The organism is Leclercia sp. LSNIH3 (assembly GCF_002935105.1).
Lineage (GTDB): Bacteria > Pseudomonadota > Gammaproteobacteria > Enterobacterales > Enterobacteriaceae > Enterobacter > Enterobacter adecarboxylatus.
Genome location: NZ_CP026387.1, coordinates 3,087,216 through 3,102,510 on the forward strand (window position 1 = coordinate 3,087,216; position 15,295 = coordinate 3,102,510).

13 protein-coding genes and 1 pseudogene are annotated in these 15,295 nt (G+C 58.7%); 10 read left to right on the forward strand and 4 right to left on the reverse strand.

Going from position 1 to position 15,295, the window contains the following annotated elements; all coding sequences use genetic code 11:
* Nucleotides 1-108: 108 nt before the first annotated feature.
* From lsrA to lsrG, 6 genes are read left to right on the forward strand one after another with little or no spacing between them, the layout of a single operon-like run.
* Complete coding sequence (gene lsrA, locus C3F35_RS15040; protein WP_103792807.1) at nucleotides 109-1,596, forward strand: autoinducer 2 ABC transporter ATP-binding protein LsrA; 1,488 nt, start codon at nucleotides 109-111, stop codon at nucleotides 1,594-1,596.
* Nucleotides 1,593-2,624 (forward strand): autoinducer 2 ABC transporter permease LsrC, encoded by a 1,032-nt coding sequence (lsrC, locus tag C3F35_RS15045; RefSeq protein WP_077226331.1) that lies wholly within the window; start codon nucleotides 1,593-1,595, stop codon nucleotides 2,622-2,624. Before lsrA ends, lsrC begins: the two co-directional genes overlap by 4 nt.
* Nucleotides 2,625-3,608, forward strand: a complete 984-nt coding sequence (lsrD, locus tag C3F35_RS15050) for an autoinducer 2 ABC transporter permease LsrD (RefSeq protein ID WP_077226332.1) — start codon at nucleotides 2,625-2,627, stop codon at nucleotides 3,606-3,608.
* Nucleotides 3,605-4,606 (forward strand): autoinducer 2 ABC transporter substrate-binding protein LsrB, encoded by a 1,002-nt coding sequence (lsrB, locus tag C3F35_RS15055; RefSeq protein ID WP_059307137.1) that lies wholly within the window; start codon nucleotides 3,605-3,607, stop codon nucleotides 4,604-4,606. The genes lsrD and lsrB overlap by 4 nt, the downstream gene beginning before the upstream one ends.
* An 11-nt stretch (nucleotides 4,607-4,617) precedes the next feature.
* Nucleotides 4,618-5,505, forward strand: a complete 888-nt coding sequence (gene lsrF / locus C3F35_RS15060; RefSeq protein WP_103792808.1) for a 3-hydroxy-5-phosphonooxypentane-2,4-dione thiolase — start codon at nucleotides 4,618-4,620, stop codon at nucleotides 5,503-5,505.
* Entirely contained in the window at nucleotides 5,502-5,795 is a 294-nt protein-coding gene (gene lsrG / locus C3F35_RS15065) for a (4S)-4-hydroxy-5-phosphonooxypentane-2,3-dione isomerase (protein WP_032614283.1), read from the forward strand. The genes lsrF and lsrG overlap by 4 nt, the downstream gene beginning before the upstream one ends.
* Before the next feature lie 99 nt (nucleotides 5,796-5,894).
* Here lsrG and C3F35_RS15070 read toward each other — a convergent pair.
* Nucleotides 5,895-6,582: pseudogene (locus C3F35_RS15070) on the reverse strand (B3/B4 domain-containing protein).
* 63 nt (nucleotides 6,583-6,645) lie between these two features.
* Here C3F35_RS15070 and C3F35_RS15075 point away from each other — a divergent pair.
* The gene (locus C3F35_RS15075) at nucleotides 6,646-7,227 is read left to right on the forward strand and encodes an XRE family transcriptional regulator (protein ID WP_371320502.1); all 582 of its coding nucleotides are present in this window, start codon (nucleotides 6,646-6,648) and stop codon (nucleotides 7,225-7,227) included.
* Between the two features lie 87 nt (nucleotides 7,228-7,314).
* Here C3F35_RS15075 and ygjG read toward each other — a convergent pair whose 3' ends face one another.
* Nucleotides 7,315-8,694, reverse strand: coding sequence for a putrescine aminotransferase (gene ygjG, locus C3F35_RS15080; protein ID WP_199186149.1), 1,380 nt, complete (start codon nucleotides 8,692-8,694; stop codon nucleotides 7,315-7,317).
* Between the two features lie 430 nt (nucleotides 8,695-9,124).
* Here ygjG and C3F35_RS15085 point away from each other — a divergent pair, with 430 nt between their 5' ends.
* Both C3F35_RS15085 and C3F35_RS15090 read left to right on the forward strand, forming a co-directional pair.
* Nucleotides 9,125-10,645 carry a methyl-accepting chemotaxis protein gene (locus C3F35_RS15085; protein ID WP_103792811.1) on the forward strand — a complete coding sequence of 507 codons (1,521 nt, stop codon included), beginning with the start codon at nucleotides 9,125-9,127 and terminating at the stop codon, nucleotides 10,643-10,645.
* Nucleotides 10,646-10,982: 337 nt separating this feature from the next.
* Complete coding sequence (locus C3F35_RS15090) at nucleotides 10,983-12,542, forward strand: methyl-accepting chemotaxis protein (protein WP_103792812.1); 1,560 nt, start codon at nucleotides 10,983-10,985, stop codon at nucleotides 12,540-12,542.
* On the opposite strand, the gene C3F35_RS15095 is transcribed toward C3F35_RS15090, so the two are convergent.
* A complete protein-coding gene (locus C3F35_RS15095; RefSeq protein ID WP_059307139.1) occupies nucleotides 12,539-13,084 on the reverse strand; it encodes a PadR family transcriptional regulator in 546 nt (181 codons plus the stop codon). The genes C3F35_RS15090 and C3F35_RS15095 overlap by 4 nt on opposite strands.
* Nucleotides 13,085-13,321: 237 nt before the next feature.
* Here C3F35_RS15095 and C3F35_RS15100 point away from each other — a divergent pair, with 237 nt between their 5' ends.
* A complete protein-coding gene (locus C3F35_RS15100) occupies nucleotides 13,322-14,086 on the forward strand; it encodes a siderophore-interacting protein (protein ID WP_059307140.1) in 765 nt (254 codons plus the stop codon).
* Here the strand turns inward: C3F35_RS15100 and C3F35_RS15105 are convergent, their stop codons facing one another.
* Complete coding sequence (locus C3F35_RS15105; RefSeq protein WP_103792813.1) at nucleotides 14,087-15,256, reverse strand: DNA repair protein; 1,170 nt, start codon at nucleotides 15,254-15,256, stop codon at nucleotides 14,087-14,089. It abuts the gene before it with no gap.
* Nucleotides 15,257-15,295 lie beyond the last annotated feature (39 nt).

Consider the following 15,295-nt stretch of genomic DNA (forward strand, 5'->3'; position numbering starts at 1 on the left):
ATCCCATCCGTAAAACTGTGATCACTGCACGGTTGTAAATATAGTTCACCGTCTACGCTTTTGAACATTATTAATTTCAAAAATCATTTGTTCAATAGCGGAGCGATAATGACAGCACTTATCGAGGCGCGCGGGATCCAGAAACAGTTCTCCGGCGTTCCTGTATTGAAAAACATTGATTTCACTCTGCTTGCAGGACAGGTGCACGCCCTGATGGGTGGCAACGGCGCGGGGAAATCGACCCTGATGAAGATCGTCGCCGGCGTCGAAACCCCCGACCGCGGTGAACTTGCTATCGCCGGGCAGCCTTTTGCTCGCCTTAAGCCGGGGCAGGCGCACCAGCTGGGCATCTATCTGGTGCCGCAGGAGCCGATGCTGTTTCCGAATCTCAGCGTGCGGGAAAACATCCTTTTCCGTTTACCACGCGGGCAGGCCACTGGCCAGCGCCTTGCCGATAAGCTGGAACAGCTCCAGTGCCAGCTCAATTTAGAGGCCGCTGCCAGCACGCTGGAGGTGGCAGATCAGCAGATGGTGGAGATTCTGCGCGGGCTGATGCGCGAGGCGAAAATCCTGATCCTCGATGAACCGACCGCCTCGCTGACGCCGGGTGAAACGGAGCGCCTGTTTCGCCAGATCCGCGCCTTACAGGCCACGGGAGTAGGCATCGTCTTTATCTCCCACAAACTGCCTGAAATCCGCCAGCTCGCCAGCCACGTCTCGGTGATGCGCGACGGGGCCATCGTGCTGAGTGGCGAAACCGCGCAGTTTGATGACAACGCGCTGATCGCCGCGATGACTCCGGTCAGCCGCGATCAGGGCCTGAGCGATACGCAAAAATTGTGGCTGGCGCTGCCGGGCAATCGCCGCACCCAGGCCCAGGATTTTCCGGTGTTGCGGGTGGAGAGCCTCACCGGCGAAGGGTTTATCGATCTCAGTCTTGAGATCTACGCCGGGGAGATCGTCGGCCTGGCCGGGCTGGTGGGATCCGGGCGCACCGAGTTTGCCGAAACGCTGTACGGCCTGCGCCCGACGCGCGGAGGGAAGATCTGGCTCGAAAACCAGCAGATCGACAACGATCCGGTCAGCACCCGGCTGGAGAAAGGGCTGGTCTATCTGCCGGAGGACAGGCAGGTGTCCGGCCTGTTCCTTGATGCGCCGGTACGCTGGAACACGGTGGCGCTGAACGAACCCTCGCTCTGGCAGCAGCGTAAACGCGAGGCCGCAGTCGTGGAGCGTTATCACCGCGCGCTGGGGATCAAACTCAACGGCCCGGATCAGACGGTGCGCACCTTGTCGGGCGGCAATCAGCAGAAGGTGCTGCTGGCGCGCTGTCTGGAGGCCAATCCGCTGCTGCTGATCGTCGATGAACCGACCCGCGGGGTGGATGTCTCGGCCCGGGCGGATATCTACCAGCTCATCAAAAGCGTGGCGGCGCAAAACGTGGCGGTGCTGATGATCTCCAGCGACATGGATGAGTTCCCGGGTCTGGCGGATCGGGTGCTGGTCATGCATCAGGGGGTGCTCAGCGGAGAACTGCCGCGCCACGCCGTCACTCTTGACCGGATGATGGCCCTGGCCTTCGGAGGACAGGCATGAAAACACTGCTCAAAAACCGCGAACTGAGTGCATTGCTGGCGATCCTGGCCCTGTTTGTGGTGCTGGTGGCCCTTAACCCGGCCTATCTCAGTTTGCAGACGCTGGGGATGATCTTTGCCAGCGCGCAAATCCTGATCCTGCTGGCGCTCGGCGCCGGGCTGGTGATGCTGACCCGTAACATCGACGTGTCGGTCGGCTCCATCGTTGGGCTGTGCGCTATTGCCGTCGGTGTGGCGCTAAATAACGGCTACGGCCTGCCGGTGGCCATTTTGTTTGCGCTGGCTATCGGGGCGGTGGCGGGTGCCTTCAACGGCCTGCTGGTGGTGGGGCTGCGCATTCCGGCGATTGTCGCCACCCTCGGCACGCTGGGGTTATGGCGTGGGGCGATGCTGTTGTGGACGGGCGGGAAGTGGATAGAAGGGTTGCCGTCGAGCCTGAAATCCCTGTCGGAGCCGGTCGCTCTTGGTATATCGCCGCTCGGCATCGTGGTACTGGTCATTGCCGCTCTCGGCGCGTGGACTCTGTCGCGCACCGCCTTTGGCCGCGATTTTTACGCCGTCGGGGATAACCTCGCAGCGGCCCGCCAGTTAGGCGTGGCGGTCAACCGTACCCGAATGGCGGCCTTTACCCTCAACGGCGTGCTGGCGGCCTGCGCCGGGATTGTGTTTGCCGCGCAGATTGGCTTTGTGCCCAACCAGACCGGCAGCGGGCTGGAGATGAAGGCCATCGCCGCCTGCGTGCTCGGGGGCATCTCCCTGCTCGGCGGTACGGGCACGTTAATCGGCGCGCTGCTGGGCGCTTTCTTCCTGACCCAAATCGACACCGTGCTGGTGCTGTTCCGCCTCCCGGCCTGGTGGAACGACTTTATCGCCGGATTAGTGCTGCTGGGGGTGCTGGTGCTCGACGGACGGTTGCGCCAGGCGCTGGCGCGTCATCAGCGGGCGCTGAAGTACAGCCGCTTCCAGCCGGGCAACAAAGGGGGGAAGCACGTCACCCCGTTTCGCAAACGCAACAAAGAGGTGGCGTAGATGAAGCTTAACTGGGAGTGGGCGTTGCTGCTGTTACTGGTGCTGGAGATCCTGCTGTTTGGCACCCTCAATCCGCGGATGCTCGACATCAATATGCTGCTGTTTAGCACCAGCGATTTTATCTGCATCGGCATTGTGGCACTGCCGCTGACGCTGGTGATCATCAGCGGCGGGATTGATATCTCGCTCGGCTCCACCATCGGCCTGTGCGCCATCGCGTTGGGGGTGATGATGCAGTCCGGCGTGCCGATGGCTGCGGCGATCCCGCTCACATTGCTGCTCGGGCTGCTGTGTGGCCTGTTCAACGCGGCGCTGATCCACTACACCGGCATCAGCCCGCTGGTGATCACCCTCGGCACGCTGTACCTGTACGGCGGCGGGGCGCTGCTGCTCTCGGGAATGGCAGGAGCAACCGGCTACGAAGGGATTGGCGGCTTCCCGGAGAGCTTCACCGCCTTTGCCAATCTGACGCTGCTGGGGCTGCCGATCCCCCTGGTGCTGTTCGCGGTGATCACCTTCTTCTTCTGGCTGATCGTCCATCGCGGGCGTTTTGGCCGCCACCTGTTTCTGATTGGACAAAACCCGCGCGCGGCGCGCTATGCCGCGTTATCGGTCAACGGCATGCCCTATGCTCTGTATGGCCTGGTGGGCGTGGCCTCGGCGATTGCCGCCCTGGTGATGGTCTCCTATTTCGGCTCGGCGCGTTCTGATTTAGGGCGCGACCTGCTGATGCCCGCGCTTACCGCCGCGGTGCTCGGCGGGGCGAATATCTACGGCGGTTCAGGTTCGGTTGTGGGTACGGCACTGGCGGCGTTGCTGGTGGGGTACTTACAGCAGGGGTTACAGATGGTCGGCATTCCCAACCAGGTGTCGAGCGCGCTGTCAGGGGCGCTGCTGGTTGTGGTGGTCATGGGGCGTTCGCTGAGTTTGCACCGTGAATGGGTGCGTTCTCTTCTCACAAAAAATACCCGGAGCGTAAGATGAAAATAAAACTGATAGTGCTGGCCGTGGCGTTAAGCGTGGCGACGGCGCAGGCGGCGGATCGCATCGCGTTTATCCCGAAACTGGTGGGGGTCGGCTTCTTTACCAGCGGCGGTAACGGCGCGAAAGAGGCGGGTAAAGAGCTGGGAACCGATGTCACCTACGATGGCCCGACCGAGCCGAGCGTCTCCGGGCAGGTGCAACTGATCAATAACTTCGTCAACCAGGGCTATAACGCCATTATTGTTTCGGCGGTCTCCCCCGACGGCCTCTGTCCGGCCCTGAAACGCGCCATGCAGCGCGGGGTCAAAGTGCTGACCTGGGACTCCGACACCAAACCAGAGTGCCGCAGCATCTACATCAACCAGGGTACCCCGGAACAGCTAGGCGGCCTGCTGGTGGATATGGCCTCGAAGCAGGTGACCAAACCGGCCGCCAAAGTGGCGTTCTTCTACTCCAGCCCGACCGTGACCGACCAGAACCAGTGGGTGAAAGAGGCGAAAGCCAAAATCGCCAAAGATCATCCTCAGTGGCAGATCGTTACCACCCAGTTTGGCTATAACGATGCCACCAAATCCTTGCAGACTGCAGAAGGGATCTTAAAAGCCTACCCGGATCTGGATGCGATCATCGCCCCGGACGCCAACGCCCTGCCAGCGGCAGCCCAGGCCGCCGAGAACCTGAAGCGCGAAGGGGTGGCGATTGTTGGTTTCAGTACGCCTAACGTGATGCGCCCGTACGTAGAGCGCGGCACGGTGAAAGCCTTCGGCCTGTGGGACGTGGTGCAACAGGGCAAAATTGCGGTCAATGTCGCCGATCGTTTGCTGAAAAAAGGCGATCTTAACGTGGGTGACAGCGTGGAGGTCAAAGATATCGGTGCCCTGAAGGTCGAGCCAAACAGCGTGCAGGGCTATCAGTATGAAGCGAAAGGCAATGGCATTGTGCTGCTGCCGGAGCGGGTGGTGTTCACCAAAGAGAACATCAATAACTACGATTTCTGACAGGGGGGAACATGGCTGATTTAGACGACATCAAAGAGGGTAAGAACTTTGGCCTCGACCGACCGCAGCAGAATGTGCCCTTTACGCTGAAGGGCTGCGGGGCGCTGGACTGGGGGATGCAGTCGCGGCTGGCGCGCATCTTCAACCCCGCCAGCAATCGCACGGTCATGCTGGCTTTCGATCATGGCTACTTCCAGGGGCCAACCACCGGGCTGGAACGTATCGATCTCTCCATTGCGCCGCTGTTTGCCGAAACCGATGTGCTGATGTGTACCCGCGGCATTCTGCGCAGCACCGTGCCGCCCACGACCAACAAGCCGGTGGTGCTGCGCGCCTCGGGTGGCAACTCGATGCTCGGCGAGCTTTCCAACGAGTGCGTGGCGGTGGCGATGGAGGATGCCCTGCGCCTGAATGTGTGCGCAGTGGCGGCGCAGGTCTATATCGGCAGCGAATATGAGCACCAGTCGATCAACAACATCATCAAGCTGGTGGATGCGGGCAACCGCTACGGCATCCCAACCCTGGCGGTGACCGGGGTCGGTAAAGAGATGGCCCGGGATGCGCGCTACTTTTCGCTTGCCAGCCGCATCGCCGCCGAAATGGGGGCGCAGTTCGTTAAAACCTATTTTGTGGAAGAGGGCTTCGAAAAAGTGACTGCCAGCTGTCCGGTGCCGATTGTTATCGCCGGGGGCAAAAAACTGCCGGAACACGAGGCGCTGGAGATGTGTTTCCGCGCCATCGACCAGGGGGCATCAGGCGTGGACATGGGGCGCAATATCTTCCAGTCCAGTGCCCCGCTGGCAATGCTGAAGGCGGTGAAGAAGGTAGTACACGAGAAGATGAGCGCCCGCGAGGCGTATCAGTTCTGGCAGGAGGAAAAACAGGGAGAAACACAATGAACGTGACGTTAGTGGAGATCAACATTAAACCGGATCGGGTGGACGAGTTTCTGGAGGTGTTTCGTGCCAACCATGAAGGGGCGATCCGGGAGCCGGGCAACCTGCGTTTCGACGTGCTTCAGGATCCGCGGGTAAAAACCCGGTTCTTTATCTACGAAGCTTACAAAGATGAAGAGGCGGTGCTGGCGCATAAGCAGACCCCGCATTACAAGGCGTGCGTGGAGAAGCTTGAAGATCTGATGTCTGAGCCGCGTAAAAAACGCTGTTTTGTCGGGTTGATGCCAGAGTAGGGATTGTGCGGCCTGGTGCCCGGTGGCGCTATGCTTACCGGGCTTACAGACCCCTGCAAATCACCCTGGCCGGGCAAGCGCTGCGCCGCCCGGCATTTTTCAGGCCAGTTCCAGCAGCTGAACCCGCGCCGTTGCCCCCGGCATCAGGCGCTGCAACTGACTGACCAGCTCATCCTCGGCCGCTTCCAGCGCCGCTAACGGCATTGCGGGCAGGCTTTCAAGAATAAACTACATGGTCTGCGCCTGGCTGTCCAGCCGGGTGCGTACCCCCTGTCGCCAGTTCCAGCGTCGGCAGGTCACCCCCACGTCATCGCGCCAGATAACCTCACCCGCATCGGGATACTCCACGTCCGGCTGCCCCTCTTTGATGGTGTCAAAAGGCTCGCTACCGTCGACCAGCGTCAGGCGCGGTGCGCCGGTGTAGGCGGCAAGATTCTCCGCCCACCGGAATGGCGTAGCGGATGCTGACTGCATTGTAGATATCCACCACCGGATCGAGCGACGGCAGCGTGCCCTCTTTCAGGACCCGCTTGCGCAGGGCGCTGGCAGAGCAGGGGGGGCGTTTCGGTTTCGCGCCAAAGGCTTTGAACGCCGCATCCCAGGCGGCGAGATGGGCTTCCGCCCAGGGAAAATCATCGTTCAACATCTGCTGGCAGGCCTGGGCTAACGCGGCAGAGGCCACATCGGGTGCGGTAACGGGCGCGGCTTCGACCACGATGCTCAGCGCGCGGAACCCCGGCGCGATCCCGGCCAGACGGGGATCTATTGACGGCGTGAGGAGGGACATAAATAATCCTGTATCGACTGTTTTATACCATGGTAATGACCAGTGACCGATAAAGTCAATATAATGACCGAACAGGGCGCAGACGTCGCCCGGGTAAGCCTGGCGGTGGCGAACCGTATCCGCAACTGGCGGAAAGAGAAAAAGCTGTCGCTGGATGAGCTATCCCGCCGGGCCAGCGTCAGCAAGGGGATGCTGGTAGAGATCGAAAAAGGGGCCGCCAACCCCAGTATTGCGATCCTCTGCAAGCTGGCGGCGGCGCTGGGCGTGTCGGTGGCCGATATCGTCAATGTCGCCAGCGAGCCGCAGGTACATATTATCGAGGAAGCGGCGATTCCGGTGCTCTGGCAGGGTGAGAAGGGCGGCAACGCCCGGCTGCTGGCGGGTACGGCTGGCCCGGATATGATCGAACTCTGGCGCTGGGAGATGCAGCCGGGCGAAAGCTTCAGCTCGCCCGGCCATCCCGCAGGCACCTTTGAGCTGCTCCATGTGGAAGCAGGGGTATTAACGCTGAAGATAGAGGAAAGCGTAACCCAGGTGGTTGCAGGGGCGTCGGCAGTGGCAAAAACTGACGCGGCGCACAGCTATGCAAACCAGGGGGAAAGCGTGGTGCGATTCACCATGACCGTGGCGGAGTTTCACCGGTAAAAAAATGCCCGGTAGCGCTTCGCTTACCGGGCCGACAGTCGCATTGGGAACAGAAGGCCGGGCAAGCGCAGCGCCGCCCGGCGTCTCTTATGCTTCTGCCACACTCACCCGCAAGGCGGCCAGCGCCTGACGGGCCGCTTTCAGCACCAGCTCACACTGCTCAATGGTCAGCGTCAGCGGCGGTTCAATGCGAATGGTCTTCGAGTTGTTGAGCGTGCCTGCCACCAGCACTCGCTGGCGGAACATCTCACTCGCGAAGCTGTAGCCGGTTTCGTTATCGACAAACTCAATCGCCATCAGCATCCCTTTGCCGCGCGCGTCCTGCACCAGGTCCGGGTATTCACGTCCCAGCTGGCGGAAGCCATCCAGCAGCATGTCGCCTTTCTGCTCCGCCTGGGCGGGCAGGTTCTCTTCCAGCAGCACGTTAATGGTCGCCAGCGCCGCGGCGCAGGCCAGCGGGTTGCCGCCAAAGGTGGTGGTGTGCAGGAAAGGATTGTCGAACAGCACCGAGAACACCTCTTCGGTGGCGACCGTAGCGCCGATTGGCATTACGCCGCCGCCCAGCGCTTTGGCCAGACAGAGGATGTCCGGTTGCACGTTCTCGTGCTCGCAGGCAAACATCTTGCCGGTACGCCCCATGCCGGTCTGCACTTCATCCAGGATCAGCAGCGCGCCAAACTCATCGCACAGCTGACGCACCGCAGGCAGGTAGCCCGCTGGCGGCAGGATCACCCCACCTTCGCCCTGGATAGGCTCGAGGATCACCGCCGCCACGTCGTCGCCGGTTTTACGGCATTCAGAAAGCGCGGAGCGCATGGCGTTGATGTCGCCGAACGGCACGTGACGGAAGCCCGGCAGCAGCGGCATAAAGGGTTTACGGAAGGCAGATTTTGCCGTTGCAGAGAGCGCACCTAACGACTTGCCGTGGAAGGCGCCGCTGGTGGCAATAAACGTGAATTTCCCGCGTGGCGACTGGTAGGCTTTGGCGAGTTTGATCGCCGCTTCCACCGATTCCGTGCCGCTGTTACAGAAGAAACTGTATTTGAGTTTACCCGGCGTCAGTGCCGCCAGCGTTTTTGCCAGCATCGCCCGCAGGGGATCCAGCAGTTCCTGGCTCTGAAGGGGTTGTTTTGCAAGCTGATTTTGTACGGCGGAAACCACTACTGGATTACGGTGCCCCACGTTGAAAATACCAAATCCACCCAGGCAATCTACAAACTCTTGTCCCTGAGTGTCGACAAGCGTATTAAGACTTCCCGCCTGCCACTCTACGGCTCCGTAATCCCCGCCTGCTGTTACAGATTTTCTGTATTCCAAAAACCCGGGATTCACATGTTCTTTGAAGTAATCAATCACCTCGCGGTTAAGTTGTTTCATCTCCTCATGATCAAGCGTTCGCTTCTCAATGAGATTCAGTGCGTGCGCGGTACAGGCAAGAGCCGATGCGCTGGAGGGTAACCTGTTCAAGATGTGCTCCCGGGAATGGCGTATCACATGATACTGGATTAAGTATTGCAGGCTTTGCGCCACATCCGGTGAGGGGGCAAAAATCGGGATAAACGCCAGGTTAAAATAATGTTACACAATATTTAATCATGCGAAACGGGGTTTCAGCGACAACGCGATGGAGTTTTGCCATATCAGAATGCGCTTTTGCAGTGCATTCGCCCTGTTTTAGTGCGAAAGGGCGTTAAGCAGGCGGAGCGGACGATCCTCCTTTGGGAGTAGTTTCACAGCGAAACCATTTAATATCAATACATTAGGAAAACACACAAAAAATGCGGTTTAGTTGCGTTTTGCGATCTGAGGCATGTTTAACAACTAAAGATAAAACCATTAACGCCGAAAAAACGTTAAGTCAAAAAAATAACATTCAAGTAACCTGCAAGGGATGCCTATGTCGCCTCAACAATTTGTCACACAGTGTGAGTACCCACTGAAAGATGACACCACACTCATGTCCACCACCGATCTGCACAGCTACATTACCCAGGCCAATGACACCTTTGTCCAGGTGAGTGGTTACTCTCTGGATGAACTGGTGGGCCAGCCGCACAACCTCGTTCGCCACCCTGACATGCCAAAAGCCGCCTTCGCCGACATGTGGTACACCCTGCAACAGGGCGAACCCTGGAGCGGGATCGTGAAAAACCTGCGGAAAAATGGCGACCACTACTGGGTGCGCGCGAACGCGGTGCCGATGGTGCGTAACGGCCAGACCACCGGCTATATGTCCATCCGCGTGAAAGCCACCCCGGACGAGATTGCCGCAGCCGAACCTCTTTATAAGGCACTCAACGAAGGGCGCAGCAAAAAACGGGTGCATAAAGGGCTGGTAGTGGCGAAAGGCTGGACCGGCAAGCTGCCCGCGATGCCGCTGCGCTGGCGGGTACGTAGCGTGATGGCCGCGCTCTTCCTGGTGCTGGCAGGCGCGCTGTTCGCCACCGGCGCGAGCTGGGCGGCGCTGGGCGTCAGCGCGTTAGTCATGCTGCTGGGAACCCTGCTGTTTGAGCAGCAGATTGTGCGTCCGGTCGAAAATGTCGCCCGTCAGGCGCTGAAGGTGGCGACCGGCGAGCGTAACAGCGTTGAACATCTTAACCGCAGCGACGAGCTGGGGCTGACCCTGCGCGCCGTCGGGCAACTCGGGCTAATGTGCCGCTGGCTAATCAATGATGTCTCCAGCCAGGTCATTAATGTGCGTGACGGCAGCGACCAGCTGGCGAAGGGGAACGATGACCTTAACGATCGTACCCACCAGACGGTATCGAACGTGAAGCAGACCGTGGAGACGATGAATCAGCTGGCAATGACGGTGCAGAACAACACCCGTACCGCCGTCGATGCCGATAAGCTCTCCATTGCCGCCAGCGATGCGGCCACCCAGGGCGGGCACGCGATGCAAACCGTGGTGAACACCATGGACGAAATTGCCGACAGCACCCAGCGTATCGGCTCTATCACCAAGCTGATTAACGACATCGCTTTCCAGACCAACATCCTGGCGCTGAATGCGGCCGTGGAAGCGGCCAGAGCGGGCGAGCAGGGGAAAGGCTTTGCCGTGGTCGCCGGAGAAGTGCGCCATCTGGCCAGCCGCAGCGCCAGTGCCGCCAACGATATCCGCAAGCTCATCGACGCCAGCGCCAGCAAAGTGATGTCGGGTTCCGAGCAGGTACATGCCGCCGGACGCACGATGGACGATATCGTGGAGAAGGTACAGAACGTCACCCGGCTGATCGCCGAGATCAGCCACTCGACGTCCGAGCAGGCCTCCGGGCTGTCGGAGCTGACCCGTGCCGTGGCCGAGCTGGACTCTATTACCCAGAAAAACGCAGCGCTGGTCGAAACGAGCGCCCAGGTCTCTGCGATGGTGAAACACCGGGCGAAACGTCTGGAAGATGCCGTAACCGTGCTTCACTGAGTCAGTAACGTTCCAGAAAAGCCGTTTGCTCCCGCCGGAGTGAGCGGCTTTTTTATTTGTTAATTTGTAATTATTTATATGGCTGAGTGTTAATTTAATATTAAATAATTAAAAAAACAGATCTGGTAATTATCCCCGCCTGCGTTAGTTTTCCCCAATGAGCCGTCAAAAATACCGCTTCAGAGGGTTACATAACGATCGATGAGCAGAAATTAATAGTCTGCGCCTATCCATAGTTTCTTTCACGAAAGAAAAAAGCGATCAAACTCATAAAGTTAGCCCTAAAGTTACCGATAACGCTGATCGTCTGAGAAATAATCACATCGATGGAGTAAATATGTTCTTGCATGACGTAAAGATCGGCACGAAATTATTTCTGGCGTTTGGGTTCTTTATTGTCCTGATGGGGATAAGCGCGAGTTTATCTCTGTTGAGCCTTAACCGGGCGAATAACGGGATGCAATCCATTATCACCAGCGATTATCCAACAACGGTAAAAGCGAACCAGTTAATTGAAAACTTCCAGGAATTTATTGGCACCCAACAGCTCATGTTGCTGGATGACCAGGGCCAGTACCGGGAGCAGTCAGAACAGAAGCTGAAGACGATCAGCGAGCGTATCACCCTGATCCTCGGCGATCTGAACAAGGCCTTGCAGGATAAAGCGTCCCAGCAGGTATTGTCCGATATCAGCGGGGTACGCCAGCAATATCTCGATTCCCGCTATCGCATCCTGCAGGCGGTGCAGAACAATGATCGGGCGGGGGCGATTCAGGAGATGATGACCAACACCCTCAGCCTGCAGCAGGCCTACAAGGCAAAAGTGCAGGAGCTGATTGCCATTCAGGACAAAGAGATGCAACGCGCAGGCGTGGAGGTGAACGGCGATTTCAGAAGCAACCGCCTGCTGCTGATCCTGATCACCCTGTTCAGCGTGGCGGTAGGCAGCCTGATGGGGTGGTTTATCGTGCGCTCGATTACCCGTCCGCTGGGCCAGGCGGTCAATATTGCCCAGTCCATTGCTGATGGCGATCTCACCGGCAGCATCGCGTCACACGGTAAAGACGAAACCGGTCAGCTGCTCACTGCGCTGATGGAGATGAAAAACCGTCTGCTGGAGATTGTGCAGCAGGTGCAGTTCGGCTCGGAAAATATCTCAACCGCGGCGGCGCAGATTGTAGCGGGTAACCAGGATCTGGCTGCACGAACGGAAGAGCAGGCCAGCTCGGTGGAACAAACGGCAGCGTCGATGGAGCAGATCACCGCGACGGTGAAAAATACCGCCTCGCACACCGGTGAAGCCACCAGCCTCTCTGCGGATGCGGCCAAAGTGGTAAAAAATAACGGCGAGATGATGAAGCAGGTGACCAGCAAAATGCGCCTGATTAATGAAACCTCCAACCGGATGTCCGACATCATCAACCTGATCGACTCCATTGCCTTCCAGACCAATATTCTGGCGCTGAATGCGGCGGTAGAGGCGGCACGCGCGGGTGAACATGGTCGTGGTTTTGCGGTCGTGGCCGGTGAAGTTCGCCAGTTGGCACAGAAGAGCGCCACCTCTGCCAGTGAAATCCGCCAGCTGATTGAAAGCTCCACCAGCCAGACCCAGGACGGGATGGCGCTGGTGGAAAAAGCCAGCGGGCTGATCAATGGCATGGTGGGTAACGTCGAGGAGATGGATGTCATCCTGCGCGAGATCCGCCAGGCAAGCCATGAACAGACGGAAGGGATCTCGCAGATCAACAGTGCGATTGGCCTGATTGACGCCACCACCCAACAGAACTCCGCCCTGGTGGAAGAGTCTGTTGCGGCGGCCTCATCCCTGAACGAGCAGGCGCTGAACCTGAAAGATCTGGTGAAAGTGTTCCGCGTTCGCGCAGAAGCCACCGCTTAATCCATCTGGGAAATTTCCAGCGCCGCGCGGTCGATCACGCCGATAATCTGTTTGATCTGCGCGTCGCTGGTCTCTTCCTGATTCACCTTCAAATCCAGCACGGCCTTGAAGTTATCCAGCGCCCGCTTCATCTGCGGGTTTTTACGCAGCTGGAACCCCACGCAGCGCGCTTTAACGCGCTCCTGAATGTGCTCCAGATGCTCCAGGTTTTCATCCAGCCACTGCTGCCCGGCAAGGGTTATCTCAATCTTTTTACGCCCGTTCTCCTCTTCCGTGAGGGTGATGAATTGCTGATCCTGCAAAAAATCGAGCGTCGGATAGATCACGCCCGGGCTGGGGGTGTAGTTGCCCTGGGTCAGGGTCTCGATCGCCTTTATCAGCTCGTAACCGTGACTGGCGTTGCGGGTCAGGATATCGAGGATCACCAGCCGTAATTCACCGTGACCAAAGAAACGCTGACGGCGTCCGCCGCCGTGATGGTGTTCGCCGCCCCGTCCGCGGTGCGCATGATGATGGTTGTCGCTGCCATGAGAGTGTCGCATCGTCTTTCTCCGTATTTTTGATATATCTAATTTATATCTAAAATTCGTTAAGTAGCAATGCTGACAGGGGTTATTTATTTAAGTTGATGATATTAAATGATTTAAATATCGTGCTTATCCCGGGCGTGCGCAATCGCAGACTATATCAAAAAAATTCTTGCAATCCGGTTTAATAGCAATCATTATCATTTAACTTTCATTTTAGATATATCGTTTTCATTTTCACGAAGGCTAACTATGACAACTTCCCGCTACCCCCAACGTGTCCGTAACGACCTGCGCTTTCGCGAGCTAAACGTGCTTCGCGTTGAGCGCGTGAGTGCCGGTTTTCAGCGTATCGTGTTAGGCGGCGAGGCGCTGGAGGGCTTTAGCTCCCGCGGCTTCGACGACCATACCAAAGTCTTTTTCCCGGAAAAGGGGTCAACCTTTGTTCCACCGGTGGTCACGGATGAGGGTGTGGACTGGGGTAACGGCGTGCGTCCGCAGGCGCGGGATTACACCCCGCTGTATGACGCGGCCCGCCATGAGCTGGTACTCGATTTCTTTATTCACGACGGTGGGGTAGCCAGCAACTGGGCTGTGGACGCAAAGCCGGGCGATACGCTCTCCATCGGCGGCCCGCGCGGTTCACTGGTGGTGCCGGAAGATTACGCCTGGCAGCTGTACGTCTGCGATGAGTCGGGTATGCCCGCGCTGCGCCGCCGTCTGGAGGCCCTGCGCGCGCTGCCGGTGCGCCCGGAGGTGCATGCCGTGGTCACCATGGGCGATGCCGCCTGTCAGGACTACCTGGCGCATTTAAGCGAGTTCAACATCACCTGGGTGGTGGGGCATAACGAGCAGGCGGTGGCAGACCATCTGGCAACGCTCAGCGTGCCGGCGGAGGATTACTTCATCTGGCTGACCGGGGAAGGGAAGGTGGTGAAAAACCTGAGTCGCCTGTTTGAAACCGACGCCATCGATCAGAAGCTGGTGCGTGCCAGCGCTTACTGGCACGCCAAATAATCAGGCCACGTCGTCGAGCTGCGCTTCGCTGACCTGATGTTCGAGCGAGGCGCGCACCTCGTGCAGGGCCTTCTCCTGCTGGGCAAAGTAGGCTTCCATATTGCTCAGCGAGGAGACCAGCAGCCAGGACTCCTCTTTTTCCAGCTCCGCCAGCTCGCTCACCAGGGTGGCGATCTGTTCCCGAACCTGGGCCATCTTTTTGCGAATTCGCGTCAGATCGTTCAGCCTGTCGCTGGCCATCATCGGCTCCAGCCCCTGATGCAGACGGGCCACCAGCGAGCGAATCGCTTTCACGTCGCCACGCTGCTTCGCCTGGTTCAACTGCACCATCATGGCGTTCGCCTCTTCCTTCAGATCGTCAGCCACCAGATCCGGGTGACAGAGCTTGCTCGCCTGGCGCCAGAGCCGTTTTAACTCGTTCTGATCTTCTTCGGAGAGGTCTTTGCCCTTGCGCAGGCGGATCTCCGCTTCATGCTGCTGCTCGCGGTATTTTTCGTACTCGTCGTTAGCCTCGTCCCGCGCCTGGCGGGCAGGCTCCTCTTCGCGGGTCAGGCCCGTTTCCAGCTCCTGGGCTTCGGCCAGCAGGTTGGCAATCAGGTTGCTTTGCTGCTGCAGATGCTTGCGCGCCGTGGCGGCCTGCACCGAGTCGGCGGGCAGATCGCGCCAGTGTCGGGTCAGGGTGGTCAACACCTCCACCGCCTGGGCGACATACTGCTGGCAGCGGCGATAGTCCGCTTCCCGACGGCGCGCCTCTGCCTGCTGGCGGCGCAGATTCAGCTCCGCCAGGGTTTTGCGCAGGGCGAGGATCTGGCTCATCAGCGGGCCGAGACGAGTGAGATAGAGGTCGTTGAATTCATCCAGCTGCTGAACGCGGGCGTTACGGCGATCGATGAGATCGCGCAGGCGCTCTTCCAGCGCTTTCAGCTCCAGCTTGCTGGCGGCCAGCTGTGGATCGCGCCAGGGGGTGACGGCACGCTGGCTTTGCAGCCATGCAGTAATGGCCGCCATCGCCCGGGTGTAGTTTTTTTGCTCAAGCGCCACGACGATCGCCAGCAGCTCATCGTCAAAGGCTTCGCTTTTTAACCGTGCCAACTGACTCTGGATGATGTCGTCATCTTCCAGTTCAATGGCATTTTTAATGATTTCCAGCCGTTTGATCGGTGTGCTCATGATGCTTTTCGCTTTTGCGCTTAAGTATTTGAGTTAAGG

What these genes read in the sequence shown, in the direction of transcription:
- lsrA (WP_103792807.1), top strand. Translation starts at nt 109, where the DNA reads ATGACAGCACTTATCGAGGCGCGCGGGATCCAGAAACAGTTCTCCGGC.
- lsrC (WP_077226331.1), top strand. Translation starts at nt 1,593, where the DNA reads ATGAAAACACTGCTCAAAAACCGCGAACTGAGTGCATTGCTGGCGATC.
- lsrD (WP_077226332.1), top strand. Translation starts at nt 2,625, where the DNA reads ATGAAGCTTAACTGGGAGTGGGCGTTGCTGCTGTTACTGGTGCTGGAG.
- lsrB (WP_059307137.1), top strand. Translation starts at nt 3,605, where the DNA reads ATGAAAATAAAACTGATAGTGCTGGCCGTGGCGTTAAGCGTGGCGACG.
- lsrF (WP_103792808.1), top strand. Translation starts at nt 4,618, where the DNA reads ATGGCTGATTTAGACGACATCAAAGAGGGTAAGAACTTTGGCCTCGAC.
- lsrG (WP_032614283.1), top strand. Translation starts at nt 5,502, where the DNA reads ATGAACGTGACGTTAGTGGAGATCAACATTAAACCGGATCGGGTGGAC.
- C3F35_RS15075 (WP_371320502.1), top strand. Translation starts at nt 6,646, where the DNA reads ATGACCGAACAGGGCGCAGACGTCGCCCGGGTAAGCCTGGCGGTGGCG.
- C3F35_RS15085 (WP_103792811.1), top strand. Translation starts at nt 9,125, where the DNA reads ATGTCGCCTCAACAATTTGTCACACAGTGTGAGTACCCACTGAAAGAT.
- C3F35_RS15090 (WP_103792812.1), top strand. Translation starts at nt 10,983, where the DNA reads ATGTTCTTGCATGACGTAAAGATCGGCACGAAATTATTTCTGGCGTTT.
- C3F35_RS15095 (WP_059307139.1), bottom strand. Translation starts at nt 13,084, where the DNA reads ATGCGACACTCTCATGGCAGCGACAACCATCATCATGCGCACCGCGGA.
- C3F35_RS15100 (WP_059307140.1), top strand. Translation starts at nt 13,322, where the DNA reads ATGACAACTTCCCGCTACCCCCAACGTGTCCGTAACGACCTGCGCTTT.
- C3F35_RS15105 (WP_103792813.1), bottom strand. Translation starts at nt 15,256, where the DNA reads ATGAGCACACCGATCAAACGGCTGGAAATCATTAAAAATGCCATTGAA.